We start from the raw sequence: 24,391 nt of genomic DNA on the forward strand, positions 1-24,391 counted from the left end.
CGGATCCGCTGACGCCCTCAGGGGGCCTCGGCTGGCTCCTCCCCGTCCGCCTGGACGGTCCGCAACTCGGCGATCTCCTTTTCGAAGTCCTCCACGGAGGAGAACGCCCGGTAGACGCTGGCGAAGCGCAGGTACGCGACCTCGTCGAGGTCCCGGAGTGGTCCCAGGATGGCCAGACCGACCTCGTGGCTGGCGATCTCGGCGGAGCCCGTGGACCGGACGACCTCCTCGACGCGGTGCGCGAGCTGTTGCAGCGCGTCCTCGTCCACCGGCCGTCCCTGGCAGGCGCGCTGGACGCCTCGGACGACCTTGTTCCGGCTGAACGGCTCCGTCACTCCGGAGCGTTTCACGACGGCGAGCACTGCTTCCTCAACCGTGGTGAACCGGCGACCACAGCCCGTGCACGACCTCCGACGCCGGATGGCCTGTCCCTCGTCGACCTCCCGCGAGTCGACGACGCGGGAGTCAGAGTGTCGACAGAACGGACACCGCACGATCCACCCCTTAACTCGGTACGCACTGGTGGGACCGGCATCGCCGCGCCCGGTGACCAGGATACTCGGGCATCGTTCACCAAGCTCACCCGAACCCCAATCTGTAGAGCGTTCCCGGCACTCCGACACTAGATGTTGGGGTCCAAACCTAGACACGCGGCCGAAGCGGGTGCAAGCAACGACACGGGTGAACCCCGACTTCGCCCTGACGGGTGGGCCCGACCTGGCCGTACGCCGCTCCGTCACGGCGCGCGCACCCCAGGTGACGTGCCACCCGCCCCCGCCCGAACCACCCCCACCCCGAGCGGGCACCCCACCCGACACCCGGCCCGAGCGCGCGCCGAGCGCAGCCGCCCACGGGGCGATCGGAATGGGCGGACGAGGCGTGCGGTGGACGTCGAACAAGGAATTGCGACGCGTTCCGAACCGAACAGACGTTCGATTTCCTTCGTCCTTTCCGGCACTCGGGGAACCGGGGCGACGGGGGGACTCGCCCATTCGAACAGGTGTTTGATCTTCACGTATGTTCGCGTTACCGTGGACATCTCGACAGTCCCGGCGGAGTGGGGCGGACGACGGTCGGCGCGATGTCGATACCGCCACTCCCTCCGCGGCAGTCCCGGGTGATCCACGCGTGGACGGCACGATGATCACGGATCATCTGGTTGCGCGGGAATCACGACGGTGACCGGAGCCGAACGTCGTCACGACGTCGGTGCGACGAGGGCGACAGCCCAGGAGGACAGGAGATGGCACGCAGGACCGAGCCGGATCTGGGCCCCGACCGCGCGGCGGCCGTGTCCGAGGTGCCCTCGACGGGCGCCGCGTCCCCTCCGAACGGCGCGCTGACCAGCCGCCAACAACGGGTGCTCGAGGTCATCAGGCAGTGGTTGGACGAGCACGGCTACCCACCCAGCATCCGGGAGATCGGAGAGGCGGTCGGGCTGACCTCCACCTCCTCGGTGGCGCACCAGCTGCGCACACTGGAGCGGAAGGGGTACCTGCGCCGGGATCCCAACCGGCCGCGCGCGGTCGGCGTGCTCCCGGTCGACGTGGTCGTGCCAGCCACGGAGGAGCCCACTCCCTCGGCGCCCGCCTACGTACCCCTGCTGGGCCGCATCGCGGCGGGAGGTCCCGTTCTCGCGGAGGAGGCGGTGGAGGACGTCTTCCCCCTCCCCAGGGAGATCGTCGGTGAGGGTTCCCTGTTCCTGCTCCGAGTCACGGGTGACTCGATGGTGGAGGCGGCGATCACCGACGGCGACTGGGTGGTGGTCCGGCAGCAGCCCGACGCCGAGAACGGCGACGTCGTCGCCGCGATGCTGGAGGGCGAGGCGACGGTCAAGACCTTCCGCCGGCGCGAGGACCACGTCTGGTTGATGCCGCACAACCCCGCCTTCGAACCGATCCTCGGTGATGACGCGACCATCCTCGGCAAGGTGGTGGCGGTCCTCCGCCGGCTCTGACCACCCCGCCGCCGCGCTGGGGAGGGAGGCGGGGCCGCACGTCGCCTCGGAAGGACGTGGGGGTGCCCTTCGGCTCCCGCCCCGGTCGCGGAGCTGGGACCGCCGCGCGGGGGGCCGCCACCACGACGGGCCGTGCCGAGCGAGGAGCGGCAGTGGCGGGAGCTGGCGCTGGCTGCGCCGGGAGTGCGGACCACCCACCCGCGCCGGTCCCCACGGCCCTCGTCCGCCCTCGGCCGGAGTTCGGCATGGCGACGGGCGCCAGGGCCGGGTCACCACTCCCCGGCCAGGGTGTGGGCATCCCGCAGGAGGTGAGACCCCCGGACGCGCGGCACTGGGAACGGACGGGTCGGCTGGGGCGCCCTGTCCGTCCCGCTCCAGCGCCCCTCGGCCTCCCGCCCGGCCGCCCCGGGGTCTAGGTGGCCCGCCGCGAACGGCTCACGACCCAGGTCAGGAGCGCCGCGAGCAGGCCGGCGATCCCCAGGGCCTGCCAACCCGGCATCCCCTCGTCGTCAGCACTGAGGGCGGCGTCCTCCCCGTGGTCCCGCCCGGCTTCGCCGCGGTCCTCCTCCTCGGACGGGACCTCGCCGCTCGCCGTGGACCCCCGGGAACGTTCCGCCTCGGCGAGCAGCTCGACGGCGCCCGGGTAGGCCCGGATCGGCTGGTTCTCACCCTCCGAGGTCGAGAGCAAGGTGCCATCCGGCTCGAGGGCGACGGCCTCCCCCTGCGGCTCGTCCGGGATCGGGATGTTGACCGGTTCTCCGGCCAGGGCCTCCACCACGTCGCCGTCGGGGGCGCTGAACAGGTAGGCCTCGGTGTAGGTGCGCAGCGCGACCACGGTGCCGTCCGCGCTGACCGAGCCGCCCGTGACCGCCACCGACCCCACCATCTCCGGGATCGGCCCCCCTGGCGTGGTGGTGCTCCGGAACCGCACCGAGCCCACCTCCTCCAGGGGCACCGGCCCCGGGGTGCGCAGCGGCTCCGCCGGTCGGTACACGTAGGCGGTTCCGAAGATCTCCTTCGTCACGATGTGGGGTACGCCGTCGCGGTCCAGCAGCAGTGCCTCGGCGTCGTGCGGACCACGCGGGTAGGTCATCCGGTGCAGCGACGCCACCCCGTCCGGGGTGATGCGGACGAAGGCGACGTGCTCCCGCCGCCGGCGGTTGTCGCCGGTCTCGGCCACCCAGATCGTGCCGTCCGGGGCGACCGCGACGTCCCCGACGTCGTAGTGGTCGATGCCGGTGGTGATCACCCTCGCCACCGAGCAGTCCCGGTTGAGGACGAACACCTGGACCTGCGGGTCGTGGTCGTTGACCACGTACCAGTGCGTGCCGTCCGAGGCGATGCCGGAGACCATCGTCAGCCGGGGGTCGCTCATCCTGCACAACTCCACCGGCTCCGGCGGTCGCGCCTCCGCCGCCGCCGGAACCGAACCGAGGACGGTGAGCGCCACGACCCCCAGCACGGCCGACGAGACGGCCATCAGTGGCGCGCCGGCACGTCCACGGCGAACTCCCGCAGCGCGGCGGCGAGGTTCGGCCACACGCGGGCCCGCAACCGGGTACCGGTGTCGGTGTGCTCCTCCTCCAGCACCTCCCCCTCCTCGTGCACGCGAGCGACCAGCTCACCACGCGAGTAGGGCACCAGGGCGTCCACCACGTCGCCCGGGCGGGGCAGGGCGTCGGAGATGCGCTGGCGCAGGTCCTCGATGCCCTCTCGGGTGTGGGCTGACACGAAGACCGCGTCGGGGAAGAGGTGCCGCAGTTCCGCCAGCACGACCTCGCTCGCCTGGTCGATCTTGTTGACGACGAGCAGCTCGGGTGGCATCGGGTTCTCGCGGTCCTCGGTGATCTCCCGCAGCACGTCCCGAACCGAGGACACCTGCCGGGTGGGCACCGCGTCGGAACCGTCCACCACGTGCACCAGGAGGTCGGCGTCGGCCACCTCCTCCAGCGTCGACCGGAAGGCCTCCACCAGCTGGTGCGGGAGGTGGCGGACGAAGCCGACGGTGTCGGTGAAGGTCAGGGGCCGGCCATCGGGCGTCACACCACGACGGGTGGCCGGGTCGAGGGTCGCGAACAGCGCGTCCTCCACCAGCACCCCGGCGTCGGTGACCGCGTTGAGCAGGCTGGACTTGCCGGCGTTGGTGTAACCGGCGATCGCCACGTTGGGGGTGGTGCTGCCCAGGCGCCTGCTCCGCTTCGTCTGCCGGGCCTGTCCCATCAGGTTGATCTCCCGGCGCAGCTTGGCGATCCGCTTGTGGATCCGTCGCCGGTCGGTCTCCAGCTTGGTCTCACCCGGACCCCTGCCGCCGATACCGCCGCCCGCCAGCCGTCCACCGGCCTGCCGCGACATCGCCTCACCCCAGCCCCGCAGGCGGGGCAGCATGTACTGGAGCTGCGCGAGCTCGACCTGCGCCTTGCCCTCCCGCGAACTCGCGTGCTGGGCGAAGATGTCCAGGATCAGCGCGGTGCGGTCGATCACCTTGAGCTTGACGCGCTCCTCCAGCTGGCGCAGCTGGCTGGGGGACAGCTCACCGTCGCAGATGATCGTGTCGGCGCCCTGCGACACCGCCAGGTCGCGCAGTTCGCGCACCTTGCCCGAACCGATGTAGGTGGCGGGGTCGGGACGGGGGCGCCGCTGCACCAACCCGTCCAGCACCTCGGAGCCGGCTGTCTCGGCGAGCCGGGCCAGCTCGGCCAGCGAGGCCTCCGCGTAGGCGCTGTCACCGTCGGTCCACACGCCGACGAGCACCACCCGCTCCAGGCGGAGCTGCCGGTACTCGACCTCGGTGACGTCGGTGAGTTCCGTGGAGAGGCCGGCGACCCTGCGGAGGGCCACCCGGTCGGCGAGGGCCAGGTCACCCGTCGACGGAGTCTCTTCTTCGACCAGTTCTGGGTCGGACTCGAAGTTCGTCATACGCGTCCATCATCCCACGGTTGGCCACCCTTTTTCCGCTCCCGAGGAGGGTTGGTGCCACCGGGCGCGGGGAGGACGGCTCCGGAGGGCGCGGCAGGGGCTCGGGGGCCGGCGCCCCAGGGCCGGGGACGGACGGGCGGCGGCCCAGCCGACACCAGCCCCGGCCCGGCCTCGCCGCCGCCAGTCGGTCGGTCGTCCTCGTCCCGGGCGACGCAGCCGTCGCGGCGGCGCGAACCGGGTCCCTGTCGGCGCTGGGCGAACTCGTCAACCAGTCCGAGGAGCCCCTCCCCGCAGCCCTTCGAGTGGAAGGCCGCCGACCTCGATGTCGACAGCCGCTCCCGGTCCCCAAGACCCGGCTCCGGGCCCACGACGGCCGGGCGGACGCCGGTGGGCACCGCCTCGGGCGCGCTCGCCCCCGGCCGAGGCCGGCACCAGGGAACCCGCCTCGGCGGGACTCCGGGCGGGTGGAGCAGCGAGGTCGGGTCCTCGACGGGCCGTTCCCGCCTGCTCCTCGTCGGTGAGCTCGCGCCCGTGCGGGCGGTCCGACGGTGCGGCGGCGCCGAGCGGGCGAGCGGCCGCCCGCTTCCCGCCCGCCGCGCATTCCGCGCCCACCTCGGCCGGCCCGCCCTGTCGACAGCCTGGCCGCGACCTCGCGTCCACGGAGCCGCCGCTCCGCCCAACGGACGAGGTGCCAGGCGAGGACAGGTGGTTGACCGTCACCCGGAGGAGGGGAAAGATCGCCCCGCGTGAAGGGGAGCAGCCTCCGGCACCACCACGACTTCCGGCTCCTCTGGGCCGGGGAGACCACGGCCCACTTCGGCAAGGTCATCGGGACAGTCCTGATACCCCTGGTCGCGGCCACGGCCCTGGGAGCCAGCCCCTTCGAGATGGGCCTGCTGACGGCGGCGAGCACCAGTGCCTTCCTCGTGCTCGGTCTCCCGGCTGGTGCGATCGTGGACCGGGTACGGCGACGGCCACTGATGATCCGCTGCGACCTCGCTCGGGCCGCGCTCCTGGCCACCGTGCCGTTGGCCTGGTGGTGGGACGCGCTGACCTTCGGTCACCTGCTGGTGGTCGCGCTGCTCGTCGGGGTGTGCACGGTCTTCTTCGACGTCTCCTACCAGTCGATCCTGCCCTCGTTGGTGGGCAGGAGCAGGCTCGTGGAGGGCAACACCAAGCTCCAGGCGAGTGAGTCGGTCGCCCAGGTCTCCGGCAGACCGGCGGCCGGCGGCCTCGCCCACCTCGTGGGGGCCGGCGGCGGGGTGGTCGTGACGGCGGCCTGCTACCTGGTCTCGGCGGTCTCGCTGAGCAGGATGCGCGTCGTGGAGGAACCTCGTCCCCGGCCCCAGGGGCAACGGCTGCGCACCGAGGTCATGGAGGGGGTGCGCTTCGTGTTCGCGCATCCCGTGCTGCGCGCGCTCGCCCTGTGCACCGGGACCGCGAACCTCTTCGGCGGGGTCTTCCAGGCGGTCGTCATGCTGTTCCTGGTCCGGGAGGTCGGTCTCGCCCCTGGCCCCCTCGGACTGCTGATGGCGGCGGGCAGCCTCGGCGGTGTCCTCGGCGCGCTCAGCGCGGGCTGGTGGGTGGCACGGGTCGGACAGATCCGGACCTGCTGGCTGTCGCTGCTGCTGACCACTCCGTTCGGGCTGCTGTGCGCGTTCGCCGAGAAGGACTGGCGGCTCGGGCTCTTCGCCCTGGGCGAATTCGTCTTCAGCTTCGGCGTCATCGTCTACAACGTCGCCCAGGTGAGCCTCCGGCAGTCCATCACCCCGGACCACCTCCTCGGCCGCATGAACGCCTCGCTCCGGTTCCTCGCCTGGGGGCTCATCCCCCTCGGCGGGCTCCTCGGCGGGGTCCTCGGGGAATGGCTGGGCGTGCGGGAGGCACTCGTGGTCGCGGCGGTCGGGCAGTGCCTCGCGATCGCCTGGGTGGTCCTGTCGCCCCTCTACCGGGACCCGGCGTCGGTGCGCGCGATGGTCGAGTTGACCGCGACCGAGCCGCCTGACGGCGATCCGGGTGTGCCGTCCCGTACCTGACGCCCGCGCCGGGCATGGGCCGGCCGGGCCCTGGTCCCCAGGGGTTCCGCTGGTCCGGGCGCTGAGGCGGCCGGCCGTTCGCCACGCCGCGCCACGCCGATCGGCGGCACCGATCAGCCCAGCCGAAGCAGCCCCACCTTCCGACGTGCGATCTGACCGCTCACCGTCCTTGCGCCGCGCGAACCGTTGACCGGTGCTCGGCGGTTCGGAAAGCGTTCCCTCGTGATCGTCGAACCCGGTGCCCCGAAGCCGGCACTGTCGAGGGACTTCCGCCTGCTGTGGTCGGCGGACTTCTCCAGCCAGCTCGGCAACGCGGTGCAGTTCGTCGCCTTACCCCTGATCGCGGCGACGGTGTTCGGGGCGGGCCCACTGGAGATGGGTCTCCTCGCCGCGGCTGGCACGGTGCCCAACCTGGTCATCGGCCTGCCGGCCGGTGTCTGGGTCGATCGCCTGCGGCGCCGCCCCCTGCTGCGGTGGACCGAGCGCGGCCAGGCGCTGGTGCTCGCCTCGGTCCCCCTCGCCTGGTGGGCCGAGATGCTGACGATGGCCCAGCTGTACGTGGTGGCCGTCCTCAGCGGTGCCCTGTTCACCCTGTTCGAGGTGGCCAGCCAGTCGTACCTGCCCGCTCTCGTGGGCCGACGCCTCCTGCCGGACGCCAACTCGCGACTCCAGACCACCCGCCAGGTCATCCAGTTCTCGGGTCGTCCGCTCGGCGGGCTGCTCGCCCAGATCCTCGGCGCCACCAACGCCGTGGTGGTGTGCGTGCTGGGCTTCGTGGGGTCCACCACCCTGCTCGGCAGGATCAGGGACGAGGAGGTGCCACCGGAACGTGCTCGGGGCGGCCGGTTGTCCGTCGAGGTGGCGGCCGGGCTCCGGTTCCTCTTCCAGCACTGGTTGCTCAGACCGACCTCGCTGTGCGTCACGGTGCACAACTTCTTCCTGAACGTCTACGTGGCCGTCAGCGTGCTGTTCCTCGTCCGCGACCTCCAGCTCCCCGAGGGGGTGGTGGGTCTGCTCATCAGCGTCACCGGCGCCGGTGGGATCCTCGGCGGCCTGACGGTGCGGCGCTGGGCGACCCGCTTCGGCAAGGTGCGGGCGCTGATCCTCATCATGGTGGTGACGACGCCCTTCCGCCTGCTGGTCCCCTTCGCGGACACCGGGTGGGCGCTGTCCCTGTTCGTGCTGGGTGTCCTCGGCGGCGGTTACGGCACGATCGCGTTCCAGGTCCTGGCCGTGAGCCTGCGGCAGACCGTGTGCCCGGACGACCTGCTCGGCAGGGTCAACGCGTCCGCCCGGTTCCTGACCTGGGGCGTCATCCCCCTCGGCTCCCTCGCGGGCGGGGCGCTCGGGGAGCTGGTCGGGCTGCGGCCGACGATGTGGGTCGCCGGGGTGGGGATGGTCCTGTCGACGTCGTTCCTGCTGGTGGCGCCGATGCGCCTCCTGCGGGAGGCCCCGGAGGAGTTCGTCGGTCAGGAACTGCGTCGGGACGCGGTGGAGGAGGACCGGCCAGGGACGTCGGACGACAACTCCCCCCAGGGCCCGGCCGGCAACCCCCGGCCGGTGTCCTGAGACGCGGCAGGTCTGTCTTGGGAGGCGGGTCAGGAGGAACGTGCCACTGCCGGCTCCCGGCCCGCCTCCCGCCACCAGGACTCGGCCAGGCGGCCGGACGCGACGAGCACGGTGGGGCCGGTGAGGGTGCTCGTCATCTCCTCGATGGTCACCGTGAGCAGCCCCCCGGGCGTCTCGACCAGCACCGTTCCGGTCCGCTGGTGGGACTCTCCCAGTGCCGCCGCGACGGCGGCGACGGTCCCCGTCCCGCACGAGCGGGTCTCGCCGACCCCCCGCTCGTGGACCCGCATCCGCACCCGCCCCGGAGCGAGGGTGCGGACGAACTCGACGTTCACCCCGTTGGGGAAGACCTGGGCGTCGTACCCGGGGGCGACGCCCAGGTCGAACTCGTCGAGCAGGTCGCCGGCCGACGCGTCCAGCACGCACGCCAGGTGCGGGTTGCCCATGTCCACGCAGACCCCGTCGAAGACGGCGTCGCCGACGACCGCGCTCGACCGCCCGGTCACCACCGCGCGGCCCATGTCGACCGTCACCGTCGCGTCGTCGTGCACGACGACGCGACGGCCACCGGCGCGAGTGCCGACGACGAACTCACCGGGCGGTTGGAGGCCGTGGTGGACCAGGTAGCTCGCGAAGACTCGGACCCCGTTGCCGCACATCTCCACGGCGGACCCGTCGGCGTTGCGGTAGTCCATGAACCAGCAGGAGTCCGCGGTGTCGGCGGGGACGAGCTGGTCGGTTCGGGAGGAGCGGACGACCCGTAGCACGCCGTCGGCGCCCAGCCCTTCGCGTCGGTCGCACAGCGCGCGGACCCGGGCGGAGGTCAGTTCCAGCGCGTCACCTCGGTCGGGCAGCACGACGAAGTCGTTCTGGGTGCCGTGCCCCTTGGTGAACTCCACTCCACTCACCCATCCAGCCTAGGCCAGCGGCAGCCGGGGGCCTCGACGCGGTGCCGTCCTCGGCCGCCCCGCCAGCCATCGGAACGCCCCTCGACCTGGCGGCCCGTCGCTGGTCGACGACCGCGGTCAGCGCAGCAGGGCGAGCACCTCGGGCAGCGGGTCGGAACGCCCCGCGTCGACCCAGTGCGTGCGGCGGTCGCGGCGGAACCAGGACCGTTGACGTCGGACGAAACGCCGGGTGGCCCGTGCGGTGTCCTCGGCGGCCCTGGACAGGGCTTCCCGACCGCCGCCGGCGTCCAGCGCCGCCAGGACCTGCTGGTAGCCGAGAGCGCGCGCGGCGGTGCGCCCCTCGCGCAGGCCGACCGCGTCCAGGGCGCGGACCTCGTCGACGAGGCCGGCGGCGAACATGTGGTCCACCCGCCGGTTCACCCGCTCGTCCAGTGCGGCCGGGTCGCGGTCGAGCCCGACGAGGACCGCCCCGTACCGGGCCGGGCCCGGTACGGGCATGGACGCCGAGAAGGGGCGGCCGGTCAGTTCGATCACCTCCAGCGCGCGGACGACGCGACGGCCGTTGCTGGGCAGGATCGAGGAAGCCGCCGCCGGGTCGAGGGCGGCGAGGCGCTCGTGGAGGACCGAGGAGCCGGCCGTGGCCAGCTCGGTCTCCAGTCGACCGCGGATCGCGGGGTCGGTGCCGGGGAACTCCAGGTCGTCGATCACCGAACTGACGTAGAGCCCTGACCCCCCGACCAGGATCGGGGTGCGACCCGCCGCGAGCAGCGTCTCCACGATCGCCCTGGCCCGCCGCTGGTAGGCGGCCACCGAGGCCGTCTCCGTCACGTCCAGCACGTCGAGGAGGTGGTGGGGGACTCCGGCCCGTTCGGTGACGGGAAGTTTGGCCGTTCCGATGTCCATGCCCCGGTAGAGCTGCATCGCGTCGGCGTTGATCACCTCGCCGTCGAGGGCGGTCGCGAGCCCGAGCGCGAGATCCGACTTTCCCGTGGCGGTCGGGCCCGCCACGACGAGGAGGCGGGGCCTGGAGGTGGTCACCGGCCAACCCTAGGACGCCCGACCACCGGCTGGTGCGCCCCCACCGTTCCGCGCCGGGGCCGGGGCCGGGCCGGGGTTCGCGTCCTCCGAGCGCCACAGGGCCAGGTGGTAGCCCACGCCCAACCCACGATCCGTGTGGCTCTCCAGCACATGCCAGCGCCGCTCGGAGGCGGCCACCACCCCGGCCAGGACCTGCCAGCCGACCCTGCCGGTGGCCTGTTGCTCGTCCGCCGCCCTGGAGGTCATCCGGAGCAGCGCCTCGTGGTCGCCCGCCGCGAACGCGGCGGCGACGGTGGCGTCGAAGTCGGAGGCGGCGGGGTGGGGCGGCGCGGGCGAATGCTCACCGTGGCGGATGGAGCCGTCCCCCAGGACCACCAACCCCACCGGTCGGTCCCCCGCCGCCTCCGAGGGGGCCGGGTTCGTCGGGCTCCCGTGCCACAGGTCGACGCCGAAGGCACGGCTCCGTTCCGGGCTCAGGTCGGGCGGCAGCAGCAGGGTTTCCGCCTCCTCCGCGTCGACGGCCCCGCGCAGCCACCCGGCGATCAGCGCGGGGAGCGGCAGCATCGGGTCGGCCGGATCCCTCGGGGGTCGTGAGGAGAGCGAGACCGGGACGTCGACGCCGTAGGACGCGAAGGTCCCGGTGGCGGCGGCCGGCACCGTGCGGGGGCCGGTGGGATCAGCGGCCACCGCCCACCAGATCGGGGTGATCCCGGCGAGTCCGGCGGCGATCGACTGGCAGGTGGCCCGGAGTTCCTCCGTTCGTCGCACCGCACCACCCACCAGCTCCGGGACCAGCAACGGGGGTGTCGGCAGGACAGCGGCGGCGACGATCATCCGGCCCAGGTTAGCGCCTACCGATTGGCAGATCCTTCCGCTCAGGACGGCACTCGCGGTACCACTGGGCACGTTCACCTGTTTGAATGCGCCCACGGGTGTTCACCGTGGGGTGGACGCTCGCGTTGCTTCGGCCCCGGAAGTACCCGGGGCGCCCGTGACCTTCACGGGCATCAGGCGGGCATTCAAGGAGGAGCCGGCGATGACCGAGCACGAGACAACACCGGAGACCGTGGCAGCGGAGCGCCCCGCCGGCGAGCCGGAACCGCGCCCGCGACCTTCGGTTCCGGCGGCCTCGGCCGATCCTGGTCGGTGGGGACGGGTCGACGACGAGGGCACCGTCTACGTGGTGACGGCGGACGGCGAACGTGCCGTGGGCTCCTGGCAGGCGGGGGCCGCGCGGGACGGCCTGGCGCACTACGCCCGCCGGTTCGACGACATCGTGACCGAGGTCGAGCTGTTGGAGGCACGGGTGGCCTCCCGGGCCGGCGACCCGAGGCAGAGCCTGGGGAGTGCCACCCAGCTGCGGGACGGCCTGGCCGAGGCCGCCGTCGTCGGGGACCTGGCGGCGCTGGGCGCGCGGATCGACCACCTGGTGGAGGTCGCGGAACGGGCGGTGGAACGGTCCAAGGCCGACCGCGAGCAGGCCAGAGCGGACTCCGTGGCCAAGAAGGAGGCGCTGGCGGCCGAGGCGGAGAAGATCGCCGAGGAGTCCACCCAGTGGAAGCCGGCCGGTGACCGGCTCCGGGCCATCGTCGACGAGTGGAAGCAGATCCGTGGCGTCGACCGGAAGACGGACGAACAGCTGTGGCGACGCTTCGCCAGGGCACGGGACTCGTTCAACCGCCGGCGCGGTGCGCACTTCGCGGAGCTGGACCGGCAGCGGCTGACCGCCAAGTCGCGGAAGCAGGAGCTGGTCGCCGAGGCGGAGAAGTTGGCCGACTCGACCGACTGGTCCGGTACCGCCGAGCGGTACCGCCACCTGATGGCGGAGTGGAAGGCCGCGGGTCGTGCCCCCCGCGACGCGGACGACAAGCTGTGGCAGCAGTTCCGGGCGGCGCAGGACTCGTTCTTCGGACGTCGGTCCGAGGCCTTCGAGGAGCGGGACGCCGAGTTCGCCGAGAACGCCGTCAAGAAGGAGGAACTGCTGGCGGAGGCCGAGCAGATCGATCCAGCCACGAACCTGAAGGCGGCTCGGGCGCACCTGTCCCGCATCCAGGACCGGTGGGACGAGATCGGGAAGGTGCCCCGCAACCGCATCCGCGACCTGGAGTCGCGGCTGCGGGCCGTGGAGGAGCGGGTGCGCAACGCGGCGGACGCGAAGTGGCGGCGCACCGACCCGGAGGCGGAGGCCAGGGTCGCCCAGTTCCGGGACCGGGTCTCCCAGTTCGAGGCGCAGGCGGAGAAGGCCAGGGCCTCGGGTGACAAGCGCAAGGCGCAGGAGGCGGACCGGCAGGCGGCGCAGTGGCGGGAGTGGCTGACGGCCGCGGAGCAGGCGCTGGCCACCCGCTGAGAGGACCCGTCGGTGCGTGGCGGCCACCAGGCTGCCACGCACCGGCGTTGACCCGGATCAGGTGTCCGGCCGGCCGACGCCCCCTCGGGCGGCGCGCCCGGCCCACGTCCCCGTCCCGGGTGTTCCGCGCCCGCTGGCGGCAGCCGGGTCCAGCCACGGGAGGGGAGGATCCGTTCTGATCCGTTCCGCGCCGGGTCCCGCCACGCCCGGTCCGAACTCCGAGAGTCGCCCGTTCATCCGCCACGCGATTCGGGGCGCGGCAGCCCCCGGTCCCTCGCAGGGCACCCGGGGGTCGTGGGACGCCAGCCCTGCCGCCCGCGTCGCGGGGTCGGGCTCGATCAGTCCCTCGACCAGGCGATCTTCACCCACTGGAGGGTGATGACGAAGATCGCGAGCACGGTGATCAGCAGACCGATCCCCGGGCCGGGGGCGCCCGGCGCGGTCTGGCGGGTCCAGATCGCCAGCATCCCCTCGAAGATCGAGTGCCCGCACCCGATGAGGCTGAGCCACGCCAGCCCCCAGCGACGCACGGCCAGGGCCACACCGCTGACGACCAGGCCGAACAGCAGCACGGTCACGGCGAAGACCTGCGGCAGGATCCCGACCCCGAGCTCGGGTGGCACCCGGCTCAGCAGGACGTCGATGCCGTTGGAGTCACCGGCCCAGGGCAACACCACGCCCAGGACCAGCAGCAACATGCCGGCGCCGATCACGGCCGCCCGGTGCCCCGGCTCGAAACTGCGACGAGCCCGGTGACCGGCCTCGTCGATCTCCGTCCGGAGCGCGGCCACCTCGGGGCTCTCCTGGTCGGTCGGGCTCGACTCGCTCATCGGACCTCACATCCGCCGACCGGGGCCGGCTCGGTCGCTGGCCTGCCGAAGGACGGCAGGCCGAGGCTCACACCAGAGGTTTTGGGACGCACACCCGCTTCCCAGTGGTCACCGGCGCGAGTGCGGCGGTGCGCCAGCGGCTCACCATCGGCGACGAGGTGGTGCGGGGCCGCGTGCGTGACGAGCGTCCGCACCAGGTCGCCCGGCCGGACCTCCCCGTCCACTCCTCCCCCGACCGGGGAGAAATGGACGAGCCGGCCGTCCCTGGCCCGCCCGCTGAGGCGACGGGTCTCGGCGTCCTTGCGCCCTGCTCCCTCGGTGACCAGCACCTCGACCTCGGTGCCCACCAGCTCCTTGTTGAGGTCCCAGGAGATGTCGTCCTGGAGCCGCACCAACCGGTCGTACCGCTCCTGCACGACCTCCTTGGGCACCTGGTCGTCCATCTCCGCGGCCGGGGTACCGGGACGCTTGGAGTACTGGAAGGTGAACGCCTGGGAGAACCGGGACCGCCGCACCACCTCCAGCGTCTCCTGGAAGTCCTCCTCGGTCTCCCCGGGGAAGCCGACGATGATGTCGGTGGTGATCGCGGCGTCCGGGATGGCCGCCCGCACCCGCTCCACGATGCCCAGGAACCGCTCGGCCCGGTAGGACCGCCGCATCGCCCGCAGCACCCGGTCGGAGCCGGACTGGAGGGGCATGTGCAGCTGGGGGCAGACGTTGGGGGTCTCGGCCATCGCCTCGATGACGTCGTCGGTGAACTCCCTCGGGTGGGGTGAGGTGAAGCGCACCCGCTCCAGGCCCTCGACGGAGCCGCAGGCGCGCAGCAGCTTCCCGAAGGCGTGCCGGTCGCCGAACTCGACTCCGTAGGCGTTCACGTTCTGCCCCAGCAGCGTCACCTCGCTGACACCCTCCGCGACGAGCGCCGACACCTCCGCGAGGATCTCACCGGGACGGCGGTCCCGTTCCTTGCCTCGCAGGGCCGGGACGATGCAGAACGTGCAGGTGTTGTTGCAGCCGACCGAGATCGACACCCAGCCGGAGTGGGCGGAGTCCCGGCGGGCGGGCAGCGTCGAGGGGAAGACCTCCAGGGCCTCCTCGATCTCCACCTGGGCCTCCCGGTTGTGCCGGGACCGTTCGAGCAGCGTCGGCAACGAGCCGATGTTGTGGGTACCGAAGACGACGTCGACCCAGGGGGCCCGGCGGACGATCTCGCCCCGGTCCTTCTGCGCGAGGCACCCACCCACGGCGATCTGCATGCCCGGGTGGGAGTCCTTGACGGGACGCAGCCGGCCGAGGTTGCCGTAGAGGCGGTTGTCGGCGTTCTCCCGGACCGCGCACGTGTTGAACACGACGACGTCCGGCGTGGCCTCGGCCCCCGACCGCACGTACCCGGCGTCCTCCAGCAACCCGGCGAGCCGCTCGGAGTCGTGCACGTTCATCTGACATCCGTACGTGCGGACCTCGTAGCTTCGCTGCACCCTGCACCCCTTTCCGCTGACCAGGGTACGAGCTGGTCCGTGGCCGGTTCATCGGGGCGGGGCCACCGGCGGTGATGACCGGGTTGATACCCCCAGGTACCGGTGCGGTTACAGACCTCGCCGAGGTGGGGACGCCACTCCTCCGTGCGGTTATGGTGTGCGGCCATGAGCGCAACGTCCGGGCAGCCACCGATGATCAGGATGTCCTCGGTGGACAAGTTCTTCGGTCCGCTGCACGTGCTCAAGGACATCAATCTCGAGGTCCCCCGGGGCCAGGTGGTTGTCGTCCTCGGGCCGTCGGGTTCCGGCAAGTCGACCCTCTGCCGGACCATCAACAGGCTGGAGCCGATCAACTCCGGTGTCATCGCCATCGACGGCAAGGACCTGCCCGCCGAGGGCAAGGCCCTCGCCGGGCTGCGCGCCGACGTGGGCATGGTGTTCCAGCAGTTCAACCTGTTCGCCCACAAGACGATCCTGGAGAACGTCACGCTCGGCCCCCTCAAGGTGAGGAGGACCGAGAAGGCGGAGGCGGAGCAACGCGCCCGGCAACTGCTGGAGCGGGTTGGCATCGCCAACCAGGCAGACAAGTACCCGGCCCAGCTCTCGGGTGGTCAGCAGCAGCGCGCGGCCATCGCCCGAGCACTGGCGATGAAGCCGAAGGTCATGCTCTTCGACGAGCCGACCTCGGCGCTGGACCCGGAGATGGTCCAGGAGGTCCTGGACACGATGACGGACCTGGCCAAGGAGGGCATGACCATGCTCGTGGTCACCCACGAGATGGGCTTCGCCCGCAAGGCCGCCGACCGGGTCATCTTCATGGCGGACGGCGAGGTCGTGGAGGACTCCACGCCCGAGGACTTCTTCAAGGCTCCGAAGTCCGACCGGGCCCGGGACTTCCTCGGCAAGATCCTCACCCACTGACCGGCCCGCCGGCACCAGCCCGCGGCGCGTGCGGCGCCGCACCGAACAGAACACAGGAGACGACGATGAGGAACCGCTCCCTCGCCGCGAGTCTGCTCGTCGGCGCGCTCGCGCTGACCGCGTGTGGACGCGAGGGCGGCCCGGCCGACGAGAACGCCGAGCCGGACTCGGTCGAGCAGTCGGTGCAGGCCGACGTCGAGCTGGAGGGCTCGCCGACCTTCGACCGCATGACCGAGCGCGGCAACGTGATCATCGGGGTCAAGGACGACCAGCCCGGCCTGGGCTACCGCGACCCGACGACCGACGAGTACTCCGGCTTCGACATCGAGATCGCTCGGTTGATCGCGGCCCAGCTCGGTTTCGACCCCGCGTCGGACATCGAGTACAAGCCGATCGCCTCCGCCGCCCGCGAGCAGGAGATCGCGAACGGCAACATCGACTACTACGTCGGCACGTACACGATCAACGACGGCCGCAAGGAGCAGATCGACTTCGCCGGCCCGTACTACATCGCCGGCCAGGACCTGCTGGTGCGCGGGGACGACGACTCGATCAACGGGCCGGAGGACCTCGAGGGCAAGAAGGTCTGCTCCGCGCAGGGCTCCACCCCGATCCAGCGGGTTCGGGAGGAGGGCCTGACCGAGGAGAGCAACATCGTCGAGTTCCAGGGCTACTCCGACTGCGTGACGCAGCTGCTCCAGGGTTCCGTCGACGCGGTCACCACCGACGACGCGATCCTGCTCGGCTACGCCTCCGTCGAGGAGGAGGGCTCGCTGCGGGTCGTCGGCGAGACGTTCTCCGACGAGCCCTACGGCATCGGCCTGCCCAAGGGCGACGACGCGCTCCGCGAGCGGGTGAACGACATCCTGGACGAGGCGCGGGACAACGGCGGCTGGCAGGAGATCTACGACGCCACCCTGGGCAAGAGCGGCAACGAGGCCGAGCAGCCCGAGGTCGACCGGTACTGAGCAGGGACTGACGGCCGGCGGCACCCAGCTCCGGGGCCGCCGGCCGTCGTCACAGGCTGGTAAGGAATCGTATGGACGTCCTGCTGGACAACTCCGATCTCTACGTTCGCGGCTTCGTCACCACGCTCCAACTCTTCGCGCTCTCCGCGGTGGGGTCGCTGGTGTTGGGTGCGTTCCTGGCGATGCTGCGGGTGAGCCCCGTCCCGGTGTTCCGGTCGGCCGGGTCGCTGTACGTGACGGTCGTGCGGAACACCCCGCTGACCCTGGTGTTCCTGTTCTTCGCGTTCGCGTGGAACCTGTTGGAGATCGTGCGCATCTCCTTCTTCACGGCGGCGGTCACCGCGTTGACCGTCTACACGGCCGCCTTCGTCTGCGAGGTGTTCCGCTCCGGCATCAACACCGTTCCGGTCGGCCAGGCCGAGGCCGCGCGGGCCATCGGGCTGACCTTCGGGCAGACGCTGGGGCAGATCATCCTCCCGCAGGCGACCCGCTCGGTGTTCCCCCCGATGGTCAGCACCCTGATCGCATTGCTGAAGAACACCACGATCGCGGCCGGCTTCTCCGTCTTCGAGGCCGGTGGCATCCGGCAGAACCTGTCCGAACGGGGTGAACCGGTCCTCGAGGGCCTGCTCTGGGTGGCGGCCATCTTCGTGCTGCTGGTGATCCCGCTGACGCTGCTGCAACGCGCGTTGGAGAAGCGCTGGAGCGTGGCCCGATGAGTTCTGTCCTGTTCGACGTCCCGGGCCCGCGCGCCAGGGCCCGCAACCGCATCCTCGGCGTCGTCGGGGTGGCGGCGCTGGTCGCCGCGGTCGGGTACGTCCTGTACCGGTTCTACGACACCGGCCAGTTCGACCCGAGGCGCTGGGAGTGGCTGCTGTACAAGCAGGTCCAGCTGGACCTGTTGCAGGCCTTCCAGTTCACGATGCAGGCCTTCGCGCTGGGCGCGGTGGGCGCCCTGCTGTTCGGGGCCGTCTTCGCCGCCGGGCGGCTCTCCGAGCACGCCTGGTTGCGGGTCCCGGCGACGGTGGTCGTGGAGTTCTTCCGGGCGATCCCGCTGGTCATCCTGATGTTCGTCTTCTACTTCGGCACCGGGGTGAGCTCCCTGGTGGCGGTGGTGGTCGGCCTGACCCTCTACAACGGCTCGGTGTTGGCCGAGGTCTTCAGGGCCGGGGTGCTCGCGCTGCCCAAGGGGCAGTCGGAGGCGGCCTACGCGATCGGGATGCGCAAGACGCAGGCGATGACGAACGTGCTGCTCCCGCAGTCGTTGCGCGCGATGCTGCCGACCATCGTCAGCCAGCTCGTGGTGTTGCTGAAGGACACCTCGCTGGGCTTCCTCATCACCTACAACGAGCTGCTGCGCTACGCGCGGGTGATGGGGAGTGACCCGAACTTCGGGCGTCCGCAGATCCCGACCGCGATCGTCGTGGCGATCATCTACATCGCCCTGTGCCTGCTGCTGTCCTGGCTGGCCAACTACCTCGGCCGCCGCCAGCAGCGCAGCAAGCTGCGCCCGGAGGCCGCCATGCCGGCGGCGACCGGGAAGGCGGACGGCGAAGCGGAACCGGACGGGCTGGCTGGCCCAACCGCACCGGGTGACCGTCCAGGGAAACTCGGCGCCGTGGGCGACTGACCACGGACCGGGGACGACGAAGGGGCATCCCGCCACGCGGGGTGCCCCTTCGTCCGTTCGGCGCCGGGCACCGGCGGAGACACCGGCGGCGGGACGGCTGGATCGGGCGGCCGAGCGACTCCCGTGCCCGGCCCCGGCCACTCGCGGGCGACCGACGGGACGCTCGTCGGCGGATGGCGGTCAGGAGGGGCGCACCGCGACCACCCGCAGCCGCCGGTAGTCGGCGTACCAGCGGCCCTCGCGGCCCAGGGTGCCCCGCAGGCGGCCCTGGAGGGCGTGGAGGAACGCGTCGGGATCGGGCACGCCGGCGAGCAGGTGGCCGCCGAACATGCGGACCCAGGTGGCGAGCCCGTCGTCCCCGTCGAGGGGGGTCGGTCGCTCGAAGTGCCAGGCGGCCCTGACCTCGAAGCCGGCCGTCTCCAGCACGAGGGCCCACCCCGCGAGCGTGGGGAAGTACCAGGGGGAGTCGGCGGGCGGCAGTCGTTCGTCGGCGCGGAGGCGTTCCGCCTCGGACACGATGGTGGCGACGTTGCCGGCGCCTCCGAGCTCGGCCACCAGCCGTCCCGCCGGGCGCAGCAGTCGGAACAACGCCGCCGCGGCCTGGGGGGCCTGGGGAATCCAGTGCAGGGTGGCGTTGCTCAGGATCGCTTCCGCTCCGGAGCCCGGCAGCGGGGCGAGGTCCTCGGGCCGGACGCCGAGCAGGTCCCCGGTGACGAAGTGGAGGGCCGGGTACTTGCGCCTGGCACGCCCGACCATCTCGGGGCTGCTGTCGAGACCGACCGCGTGCGCTCCCCGCCCGGTCAGCGCGGCGACATGGTCACCCGTACCGCAGCCGACGTCGAGGACGTGCTCGCCTGGCTGGGGGTCCACCAGGTCGAGCAGCTCCCTCCCGTGAGAGGAGACGAACCCGTGCCGCTCGTCGTAGAGGGCGGCGTTCCAGGCGGTGTCGGGCATTCCGCCACCCTAGGCCCCCGTCCGCCCGTCGGGATCGGGTTCCCACCGCGCGGTCCGGAGTCCGCTGGCCCCCGAAGCCCGCGAGCTACCCCGGCCGCGGCGACGTGCTCCCCGGTACGGCGTTCGTCCCCCGGTCGCCGGCTCGGGCGCCGGCACCACCACCCCAGCCGGGGTGATCCCCTCGGCAGGCGGGTGCGCGCGCGACGATCCGGACGAGACGGCGACCGAGCGCCTCGCTCACCGGGCCAGGGCGGCTGGCTCGGCACTCACCCCCTCCTGGCCTCGCGGTGGCGGGGCACGCACACCGGGCCGGGGACGAGCACCGCCACCCGGCCTGACCTGCCCGATCCCGGTTATCAACCATTCGGGTTCTGAATCGATTCCTGGATCGATAATGGATTCCCGAGCTTCTTTCGCATACGCTGCACCCGAATTCAGCGACGCGGGCGCCCACGTCGGACGGGTGGCCGTCGACTAGGAGAAGGAGCCAGCAGCGTGGACAGCGCAGCCGCCGATCGGACCACCACTCCGCATCCCGTGGTCGCCGCGGTGACCCGCCGCATCGTCGAACGCAGCAGCCAGTCCCGGGCCGCCTACCTGGCCCGAACGCGGGCGGCCGCGAGCCAGGGCCCGGTCAGGATGGGGTTGCCGTGCAGCAACCTGGCACACGGCTTCGCCGCGTGCTCGGGCTCGGACCTGCTGGCGTTGCGCGGTGCGGTCAAGCCCGGCGTGGCGATCGTGTCGGCCTACAACGACATGCTCTCGGCCCACCAGCCCCTGGACGAGTTCCCCGCGTGGATCAAGGACTCGGTGCGCCAGGCCGGCGGGGTGGCGCAGTTCGCCGGTGGGGTGCCGGCCATGTGCGACGGCATCACCCAGGGCAGGGACGGCATGGAGCTGTCGCTGTTCAGCCGGGACGTCATCGCGATGTCGACCGGCATCGCGCTCTCCCACGACATGTTCGACGCCGCTCTGCTGTTGGGGGTGTGCGACAAGATCGTCCCCGGTCTGGTCATCGGGGCGTTGTCCTTCGGACACCTGCCGGTGATCCTGGTACCGGCGGGCCCCATGCCCTCCGGGCTCCCGAACAAGGAGAAGGCACGGGTCCGCCAGCTCTACGCGGAGGGGCAGGCCAGCCGCGATGACCTGCTGGCCGCCGAGGCAGCGTCCTACCACTCGCCCGGCACCTGCACCTTCTACGGCACCGCGAACTCCAACCAGCTGCTCATGGAGGTCATGGGCCTCCACCTCCCGGGGTCCAGCTTCGTGCAGCCCGGCACCCCCCTGCGACAGGCGCTGACCGAGTACGCGGGCCGGCGCGCCGTCGCGCTCAGCGCCCTGGGCGACGAGTACACACCGATGGCCGAGGTCGTCAACGAACGCACGATCGTCAACGGCGTCGTGGCCCTGCTGGCGACGGGCGGGTCCACCAACCACACCATGCACCTGGTCGCCATGGCGGCGGCCGCGGGGATCACCCTCACCTGGGACGACTTCGACGAGCTGTCCTCCGTGGTCCCGCTGCTCGCCCGGGTCTACCCCAACGGTCCGGCCGACATCAACCACTTCAGCGCGGCGGGCGGCGTCCCCTTCCTCGTGCGCGAACTCCTCGCGGCCGGTCTGCTCCACGCCGACGTTCCCACCGTGGCCGGGCACGGCCTCGAGCGCTACCGCCAGGAACCGTTCCTCGTCGACGGCGAACTCGTCTGGCGGGACGGCACCGACACCAGCCTGGACCCCGAGGTGCTCCGCCCGGCGACGGATCCCTTCGCCGGCGACGGAGGCCTCCGCGTGCTGCGCGGCAACCTCGGTCGGGCCGTCATCAAGGTGTCCGCCGTGGCGGCCGAACACCGCACCGTCATCGCCCCGGCCAGGGTCTTCGCCAGCCAGGAGGCGTTCACCTCGGCGTTCCGCGCGGGCGAACTCAACACCGACCTGGTGGCCGTCCTGCCCAACCAGGGTCCGAGGGCCAAGGGCATGCCCGAACTGCACGGCCTGACCCCCGCGCTCGGGTCGCTGCTCGACCACGGCCACCGGGTCGCCCTGGTCACCGACGGCCGCATGTCCGGTGCCTCCGGGAAGGTCCCGGCCGCCATCCAGGTGTCCCCGGAGGCCGCCGTCGGCGGTCCGCTCGGTCGGATCCGGGACGGTGACCTGGTGCGGGTGGACAGCGAACGAGGCAGCCTCGAAGTCCTCGTCCCCGACGAGGAGCTGGCGGCCAGGGCCGTCACCGACCTGCCGCCGACCCAGGCAGAATGGGCCGGCACCGGACGGGAACTGTTCGGCGCGTTGCGGGGTTCCGTGGGCCAGGCCGAGCACGGCGCGAGCGTCTTCGCGCCGTGGGGAGCGGAGGCGGCCAGCCCCGCTCCGAGCGAAGTGGAGGCACACCAGTGAGCCAGCCCGGCACCGCGACCGACCTGCTGACCGTCGCGCCCGTCGTCCCCGTCGTGGTGCTCGAGGACGTGGAGCACGCCGTTCCCCTGGCCCGCGCGCTGCTCGCGGGCGGGTTGCCGGTCATCGAGCTGACGCTGCGCACCCCGGCGGCGCTGGAGGGCGTGCGGCGGATCGCCGACGAGGTACCCGAGATCGCCCTCGGAGTCGGCACCGTCACCACGCCGGAGCAGGCTCGGCTCGCCGCCGAGTCGGGCGCCGGGTTCCTCGTCACGCCCGGCGGCACCGAACGGTTGCTCGACGCCGTCGAGGACACCGGGCTGCCCTTCCTCGCGGGGGTGAGCACCGTGTCGGAGGCCCTCCGCCTCGCGGAACGTGGGCACCGGGCGATGAAGTTCTTCCCGGCGGAGGCGGCCGGCGGTGCCGCCTACCTGAAGTCCCTTGGTGGGCCGCTCCCGGAACTCCGCTTCTGCCCCACCGGGGGCATCACGACGCGGACGGCCGCCGACTACCTCGCCCTCCCCAACGTCGGGTGTGTCGGAGGCTCCTGGTTGACGCCCAGGGACCTGCTGGCCGCCGGCGACTGGACTGGCGTCGCCGACCTCGCCAGGGCCGCGGCCAGCCTGCGCACCGCCTAGACGGGCGACGAACGAACGGAACCGACCACCGGACCCGCACCGCCTCCGGGTCCGGTGGTACGGAGCTGGGTACGCCCACGCCCCTGGTGACGCCCCGGCTCCGGCAGGACCTCGCGGGCCGTTGGGGTGGCCGTCCCGCAACGGGGGTCCGGGCGCGGAACGCGCCCGACCGTGCCGGGCCGTCCTCGCGCTCGTGGTCAGGTGCCGGACGTGCTCGCGGCGGCTGACCGTCGCCGGCGCCTCCGGGTCGGCCTCCTGGTTCGGACGCGAGGACAGGTGACGGTGCCCGCCCGCCGGAGCCCTGGTCAGTCGACTTCCGCCGCCCCCGTCCACACCCGTTCACCGTCGACGACATCCTCGGTGGGGGTGAGACCGGCCGCCATCGCCACCCGTTCGGAGGCGCGGTGGGCGGGGTGGATCGTCGCGGAGAAGCGCGGCACCCCCTGCCGGGCGAGCCAGCCGGTCATCGCGCGGGCGGCCTCGGTGGCCAGCCCCCGGCCCTGCCAGGGGACGGCGGTGGTCCAGGCGAGCAGCGCGGTCGCCGGTCCACCCGTCTCCCACCGCACCGTCGCCTGCGCCCAGCCGACGATCCGCCCGGTGCCCCGGTGGCGGGCCGCCCAGTTGCACCAGGCCTCCCCCGGTTCCTCCGGCCCGGCGTTCATCCGGAGGCACCGTTGTCGCCACCGAGCGGCGTCGGCGGGCTGTCCCCCGGTGTACTCCGTGCAGCCGGTCATCGGCGAGCGCCTCGGCCAGCTCGTCCGCGTGGCGGCTGGTGAGCGGTTCCAGGTCGAGGCGCGGGGCGCGGATCGCGCTGGCCACCGGTGCGGCTTCCACCAGGGATCACCCATCTCCTCTCGGGGACGCGTGCCGTCGGGAGACGGCTGGCGTCAGGGGTGGCACCACGGGGAGCCGGACCGGCGCTGCGCGGGGCACCCGGGCCGGTAGGACGGTAGCCGGGAGATCGCGGAACGCGCACCCGGTTTCCCGGAAGGGAGAGGTCGCGAAGGGTGCTGGCCGAGCGCTCGGCTCTCGGTGGCCTCCCCCGCCGGCTCAGCTGGGGACGAGCCGCACGCCCGGGGTACGCGCGAGCGCGGCGGCCTCCGCCAGTGTGTCGGCGACCGGGTAGCCGGTGGCCAGGAGCCGGTCGGGCGCCGTCATCCCGGTGGTCACGAGCACGCACCCCGTTCCCACCTGCCCGGCGGCCGCCGCGTCGTCCAGGACGTCGCCGACGAGCACCACCTCGGAAGGCGGCAGGTCGAGTTCCCGCAGGTGGCGTTCGAGGTGTTCGGCCTTCGAACCGCCGCCGACGTCGACCCGCAGCCCGTCGACCCGGCTGAAGTGCTCGACCAGCCCCAGCTTCGTGATCAGCGGGACCAGGTCGGTGTGGAACCACATGGACAGCAGCGACTGGCTCCGCCCGGCGTCACCCCAGGAGCGGAGCACGTCCCGGGCTCCGGCACCGAGTTCGCAGGTGTGCAGCAACTCGTCGTAGGAGCGGTGGTAGAGGGCGTCGAGTTCCGCCCACTCCACCGGCGACAGCTCACGACCGAGCAGACGCGCGTAGCACTCCTGGAGGGGCCGGGAGAAGACGTCACGCCAGTAGTCCAGTTCGATCTCGTCCCGGCCGTAGAGCCGGCAGACCGCGTTGACGCCGGCCATCACCGCGTGGTTGTCGTCGAGCAGGGTGCCGTTCCAGTCCCACACGATGTGCCGGGTGCCGGTCGTCTCCACCGTCCGCGTCACTGCCGCCCTCCTCGTGGCGTCGTCCTGCTGCTGTCCCGGAACGCGACCCGGCCGAGGCGCGTTCCAG

At 72.4% G+C, this 24,391-nt stretch carries 21 protein-coding genes; 10 read left to right on the forward strand and 11 right to left on the reverse strand.

Going from position 1 to position 24,391, the window contains the following annotated elements; all coding sequences use genetic code 11:
- Positions 1–17: 17 nt before the first annotated feature.
- Positions 18–494, reverse strand: coding sequence for a transcriptional regulator NrdR (gene nrdR, locus G443_RS10300; RefSeq protein WP_026418307.1), 477 nt, complete (start codon positions 492–494; stop codon positions 18–20).
- A gap of 749 nt (positions 495–1,243) precedes the next feature.
- On the opposite strand from nrdR, the gene lexA reads away from it, so the two are divergent.
- Entirely contained in the window at positions 1,244–1,957 is a 714-nt protein-coding gene (lexA, locus tag G443_RS10305; protein ID WP_026418306.1) for a transcriptional repressor LexA, read from the forward strand.
- A 412-nt stretch (positions 1,958–2,369) separates the two neighbouring features.
- Here the strand turns inward: lexA and G443_RS10310 are convergent, their stop codons facing one another.
- Entirely contained in the window at positions 2,370–3,437 is a 1,068-nt protein-coding gene (locus G443_RS10310; protein ID WP_026418305.1) for an NHL repeat-containing protein, read from the reverse strand.
- The gene (hflX, locus tag G443_RS10315; protein ID WP_026418304.1) at positions 3,437–4,873 is read right to left on the reverse strand and encodes a GTPase HflX; all 1,437 of its coding nucleotides are present in this window, start codon (positions 4,871–4,873) and stop codon (positions 3,437–3,439) included. The genes G443_RS10310 and hflX overlap by 1 nt, the downstream gene beginning before the upstream one ends.
- A 746-nt stretch (positions 4,874–5,619) precedes the next feature.
- Between hflX and G443_RS10320 the strand changes: the two genes are divergently transcribed.
- The gene (locus G443_RS10320; protein WP_026418303.1) at positions 5,620–6,909 is read left to right on the forward strand and encodes an MFS transporter; all 1,290 of its coding nucleotides are present in this window, start codon (positions 5,620–5,622) and stop codon (positions 6,907–6,909) included.
- Between the two features lie 222 nt (positions 6,910–7,131).
- A complete protein-coding gene (locus tag G443_RS10325; RefSeq protein WP_051313806.1) occupies positions 7,132–8,478 on the forward strand; it encodes an MFS transporter in 1,347 nt (448 codons plus the stop codon).
- A gap of 29 nt (positions 8,479–8,507) precedes the next feature.
- Here the strand turns inward: G443_RS10325 and dapF are convergent, their stop codons facing one another.
- The 3 genes from dapF to G443_RS10340 all read right to left on the reverse strand — a co-directional run bounded on the left by dapF (position 8,508) and on the right by G443_RS10340 (position 11,258).
- Positions 8,508–9,386 (reverse strand): diaminopimelate epimerase, encoded by an 879-nt coding sequence (gene dapF / locus G443_RS10330; RefSeq protein WP_081715345.1) that lies wholly within the window; start codon positions 9,384–9,386, stop codon positions 8,508–8,510.
- A gap of 117 nt (positions 9,387–9,503) precedes the next feature.
- Entirely contained in the window at positions 9,504–10,424 is a 921-nt protein-coding gene (gene miaA / locus G443_RS10335) for a tRNA (adenosine(37)-N6)-dimethylallyltransferase MiaA (protein WP_026418300.1), read from the reverse strand.
- Positions 10,425–10,433: 9 nt separating this feature from the next.
- Positions 10,434–11,258, reverse strand: a complete 825-nt coding sequence (locus G443_RS10340; protein WP_051313805.1) for a class III extradiol ring-cleavage dioxygenase family protein — start codon at positions 11,256–11,258, stop codon at positions 10,434–10,436.
- Between the two features lie 202 nt (positions 11,259–11,460).
- Between G443_RS10340 and G443_RS10345 the strand changes: the two genes are divergently transcribed.
- A complete protein-coding gene (locus tag G443_RS10345; RefSeq protein WP_026418299.1) occupies positions 11,461–12,771 on the forward strand; it encodes a DUF349 domain-containing protein in 1,311 nt (436 codons plus the stop codon).
- A gap of 338 nt (positions 12,772–13,109) precedes the next feature.
- Here the strand turns inward: G443_RS10345 and G443_RS10350 are convergent, their stop codons facing one another.
- Both G443_RS10350 and miaB read right to left on the reverse strand, forming a co-directional pair.
- Complete coding sequence (locus tag G443_RS10350; protein ID WP_030103900.1) at positions 13,110–13,601, reverse strand: Rv2732c family membrane protein; 492 nt, start codon at positions 13,599–13,601, stop codon at positions 13,110–13,112.
- Positions 13,598–15,079 carry a tRNA (N6-isopentenyl adenosine(37)-C2)-methylthiotransferase MiaB gene (gene miaB / locus G443_RS10355; RefSeq protein WP_026418297.1) on the reverse strand — a complete coding sequence of 494 codons (1,482 nt, stop codon included), beginning with the start codon at positions 15,077–15,079 and terminating at the stop codon, positions 13,598–13,600. The genes G443_RS10350 and miaB overlap by 4 nt, the downstream gene beginning before the upstream one ends.
- Before the next feature lie 192 nt (positions 15,080–15,271).
- Here miaB and G443_RS10360 point away from each other — a divergent pair, with 192 nt between their 5' ends.
- The 4 genes from G443_RS10360 to G443_RS10375 all read left to right on the forward strand — a co-directional run bounded on the left by G443_RS10360 (position 15,272) and on the right by G443_RS10375 (position 18,598).
- The gene (locus tag G443_RS10360) at positions 15,272–16,000 is read left to right on the forward strand and encodes an amino acid ABC transporter ATP-binding protein (protein WP_162147296.1); all 729 of its coding nucleotides are present in this window, start codon (positions 15,272–15,274) and stop codon (positions 15,998–16,000) included.
- Between the two features lie 65 nt (positions 16,001–16,065).
- Positions 16,066–16,968: a glutamate ABC transporter substrate-binding protein gene (locus G443_RS10365; RefSeq protein WP_026418295.1), complete on the forward strand. Its 903-nt coding sequence runs from the start codon at positions 16,066–16,068 to the stop codon at positions 16,966–16,968.
- Between the two features lie 71 nt (positions 16,969–17,039).
- Entirely contained in the window at positions 17,040–17,687 is a 648-nt protein-coding gene (locus tag G443_RS10370; protein ID WP_026418294.1) for an amino acid ABC transporter permease, read from the forward strand.
- On the forward strand, positions 17,684–18,598 hold the full coding sequence (locus G443_RS10375) for an amino acid ABC transporter permease (RefSeq protein WP_026418293.1): 915 nt from the start codon (positions 17,684–17,686) through the stop codon (positions 18,596–18,598). The genes G443_RS10370 and G443_RS10375 overlap by 4 nt, the downstream gene beginning before the upstream one ends.
- A 180-nt stretch (positions 18,599–18,778) precedes the next feature.
- Here G443_RS10375 and G443_RS10380 read toward each other — a convergent pair whose 3' ends face one another.
- Positions 18,779–19,552, reverse strand: coding sequence for a class I SAM-dependent methyltransferase (locus G443_RS10380; protein ID WP_026418292.1), 774 nt, complete (start codon positions 19,550–19,552; stop codon positions 18,779–18,781).
- Between the two features lie 495 nt (positions 19,553–20,047).
- Between G443_RS10380 and edd the strand changes: the two genes are divergently transcribed.
- Together edd and eda are read left to right on the forward strand one after the other, a co-directional pair.
- Positions 20,048–21,946, forward strand: coding sequence for a phosphogluconate dehydratase (edd, locus tag G443_RS10385; RefSeq protein ID WP_030103896.1), 1,899 nt, complete (start codon positions 20,048–20,050; stop codon positions 21,944–21,946).
- Positions 21,943–22,581 (forward strand): bifunctional 4-hydroxy-2-oxoglutarate aldolase/2-dehydro-3-deoxy-phosphogluconate aldolase, encoded by a 639-nt coding sequence (gene eda, locus G443_RS10390; RefSeq protein WP_026418290.1) that lies wholly within the window; start codon positions 21,943–21,945, stop codon positions 22,579–22,581. The genes edd and eda overlap by 4 nt, the downstream gene beginning before the upstream one ends.
- Before the next feature lie 305 nt (positions 22,582–22,886).
- Here eda and G443_RS10395 read toward each other — a convergent pair whose 3' ends face one another.
- Both G443_RS10395 and G443_RS10400 read right to left on the reverse strand, forming a co-directional pair.
- Positions 22,887–23,315, reverse strand: coding sequence for a GNAT family N-acetyltransferase (locus G443_RS10395; protein WP_211237495.1), 429 nt, complete (start codon positions 23,313–23,315; stop codon positions 22,887–22,889).
- A gap of 316 nt (positions 23,316–23,631) precedes the next feature.
- Positions 23,632–24,324, reverse strand: a complete 693-nt coding sequence (locus G443_RS10400; RefSeq protein ID WP_026418289.1) for an HAD family hydrolase — start codon at positions 24,322–24,324, stop codon at positions 23,632–23,634.
- Positions 24,325–24,391: the final 67 nt, after the last annotated feature.

Origin of the sequence: Actinoalloteichus caeruleus DSM 43889 (genome assembly GCF_000429185.2) — a bacterium.
Taxonomy (GTDB): domain Bacteria; phylum Actinomycetota; class Actinomycetes; order Mycobacteriales; family Pseudonocardiaceae; genus Actinoalloteichus_B; species Actinoalloteichus_B caeruleus.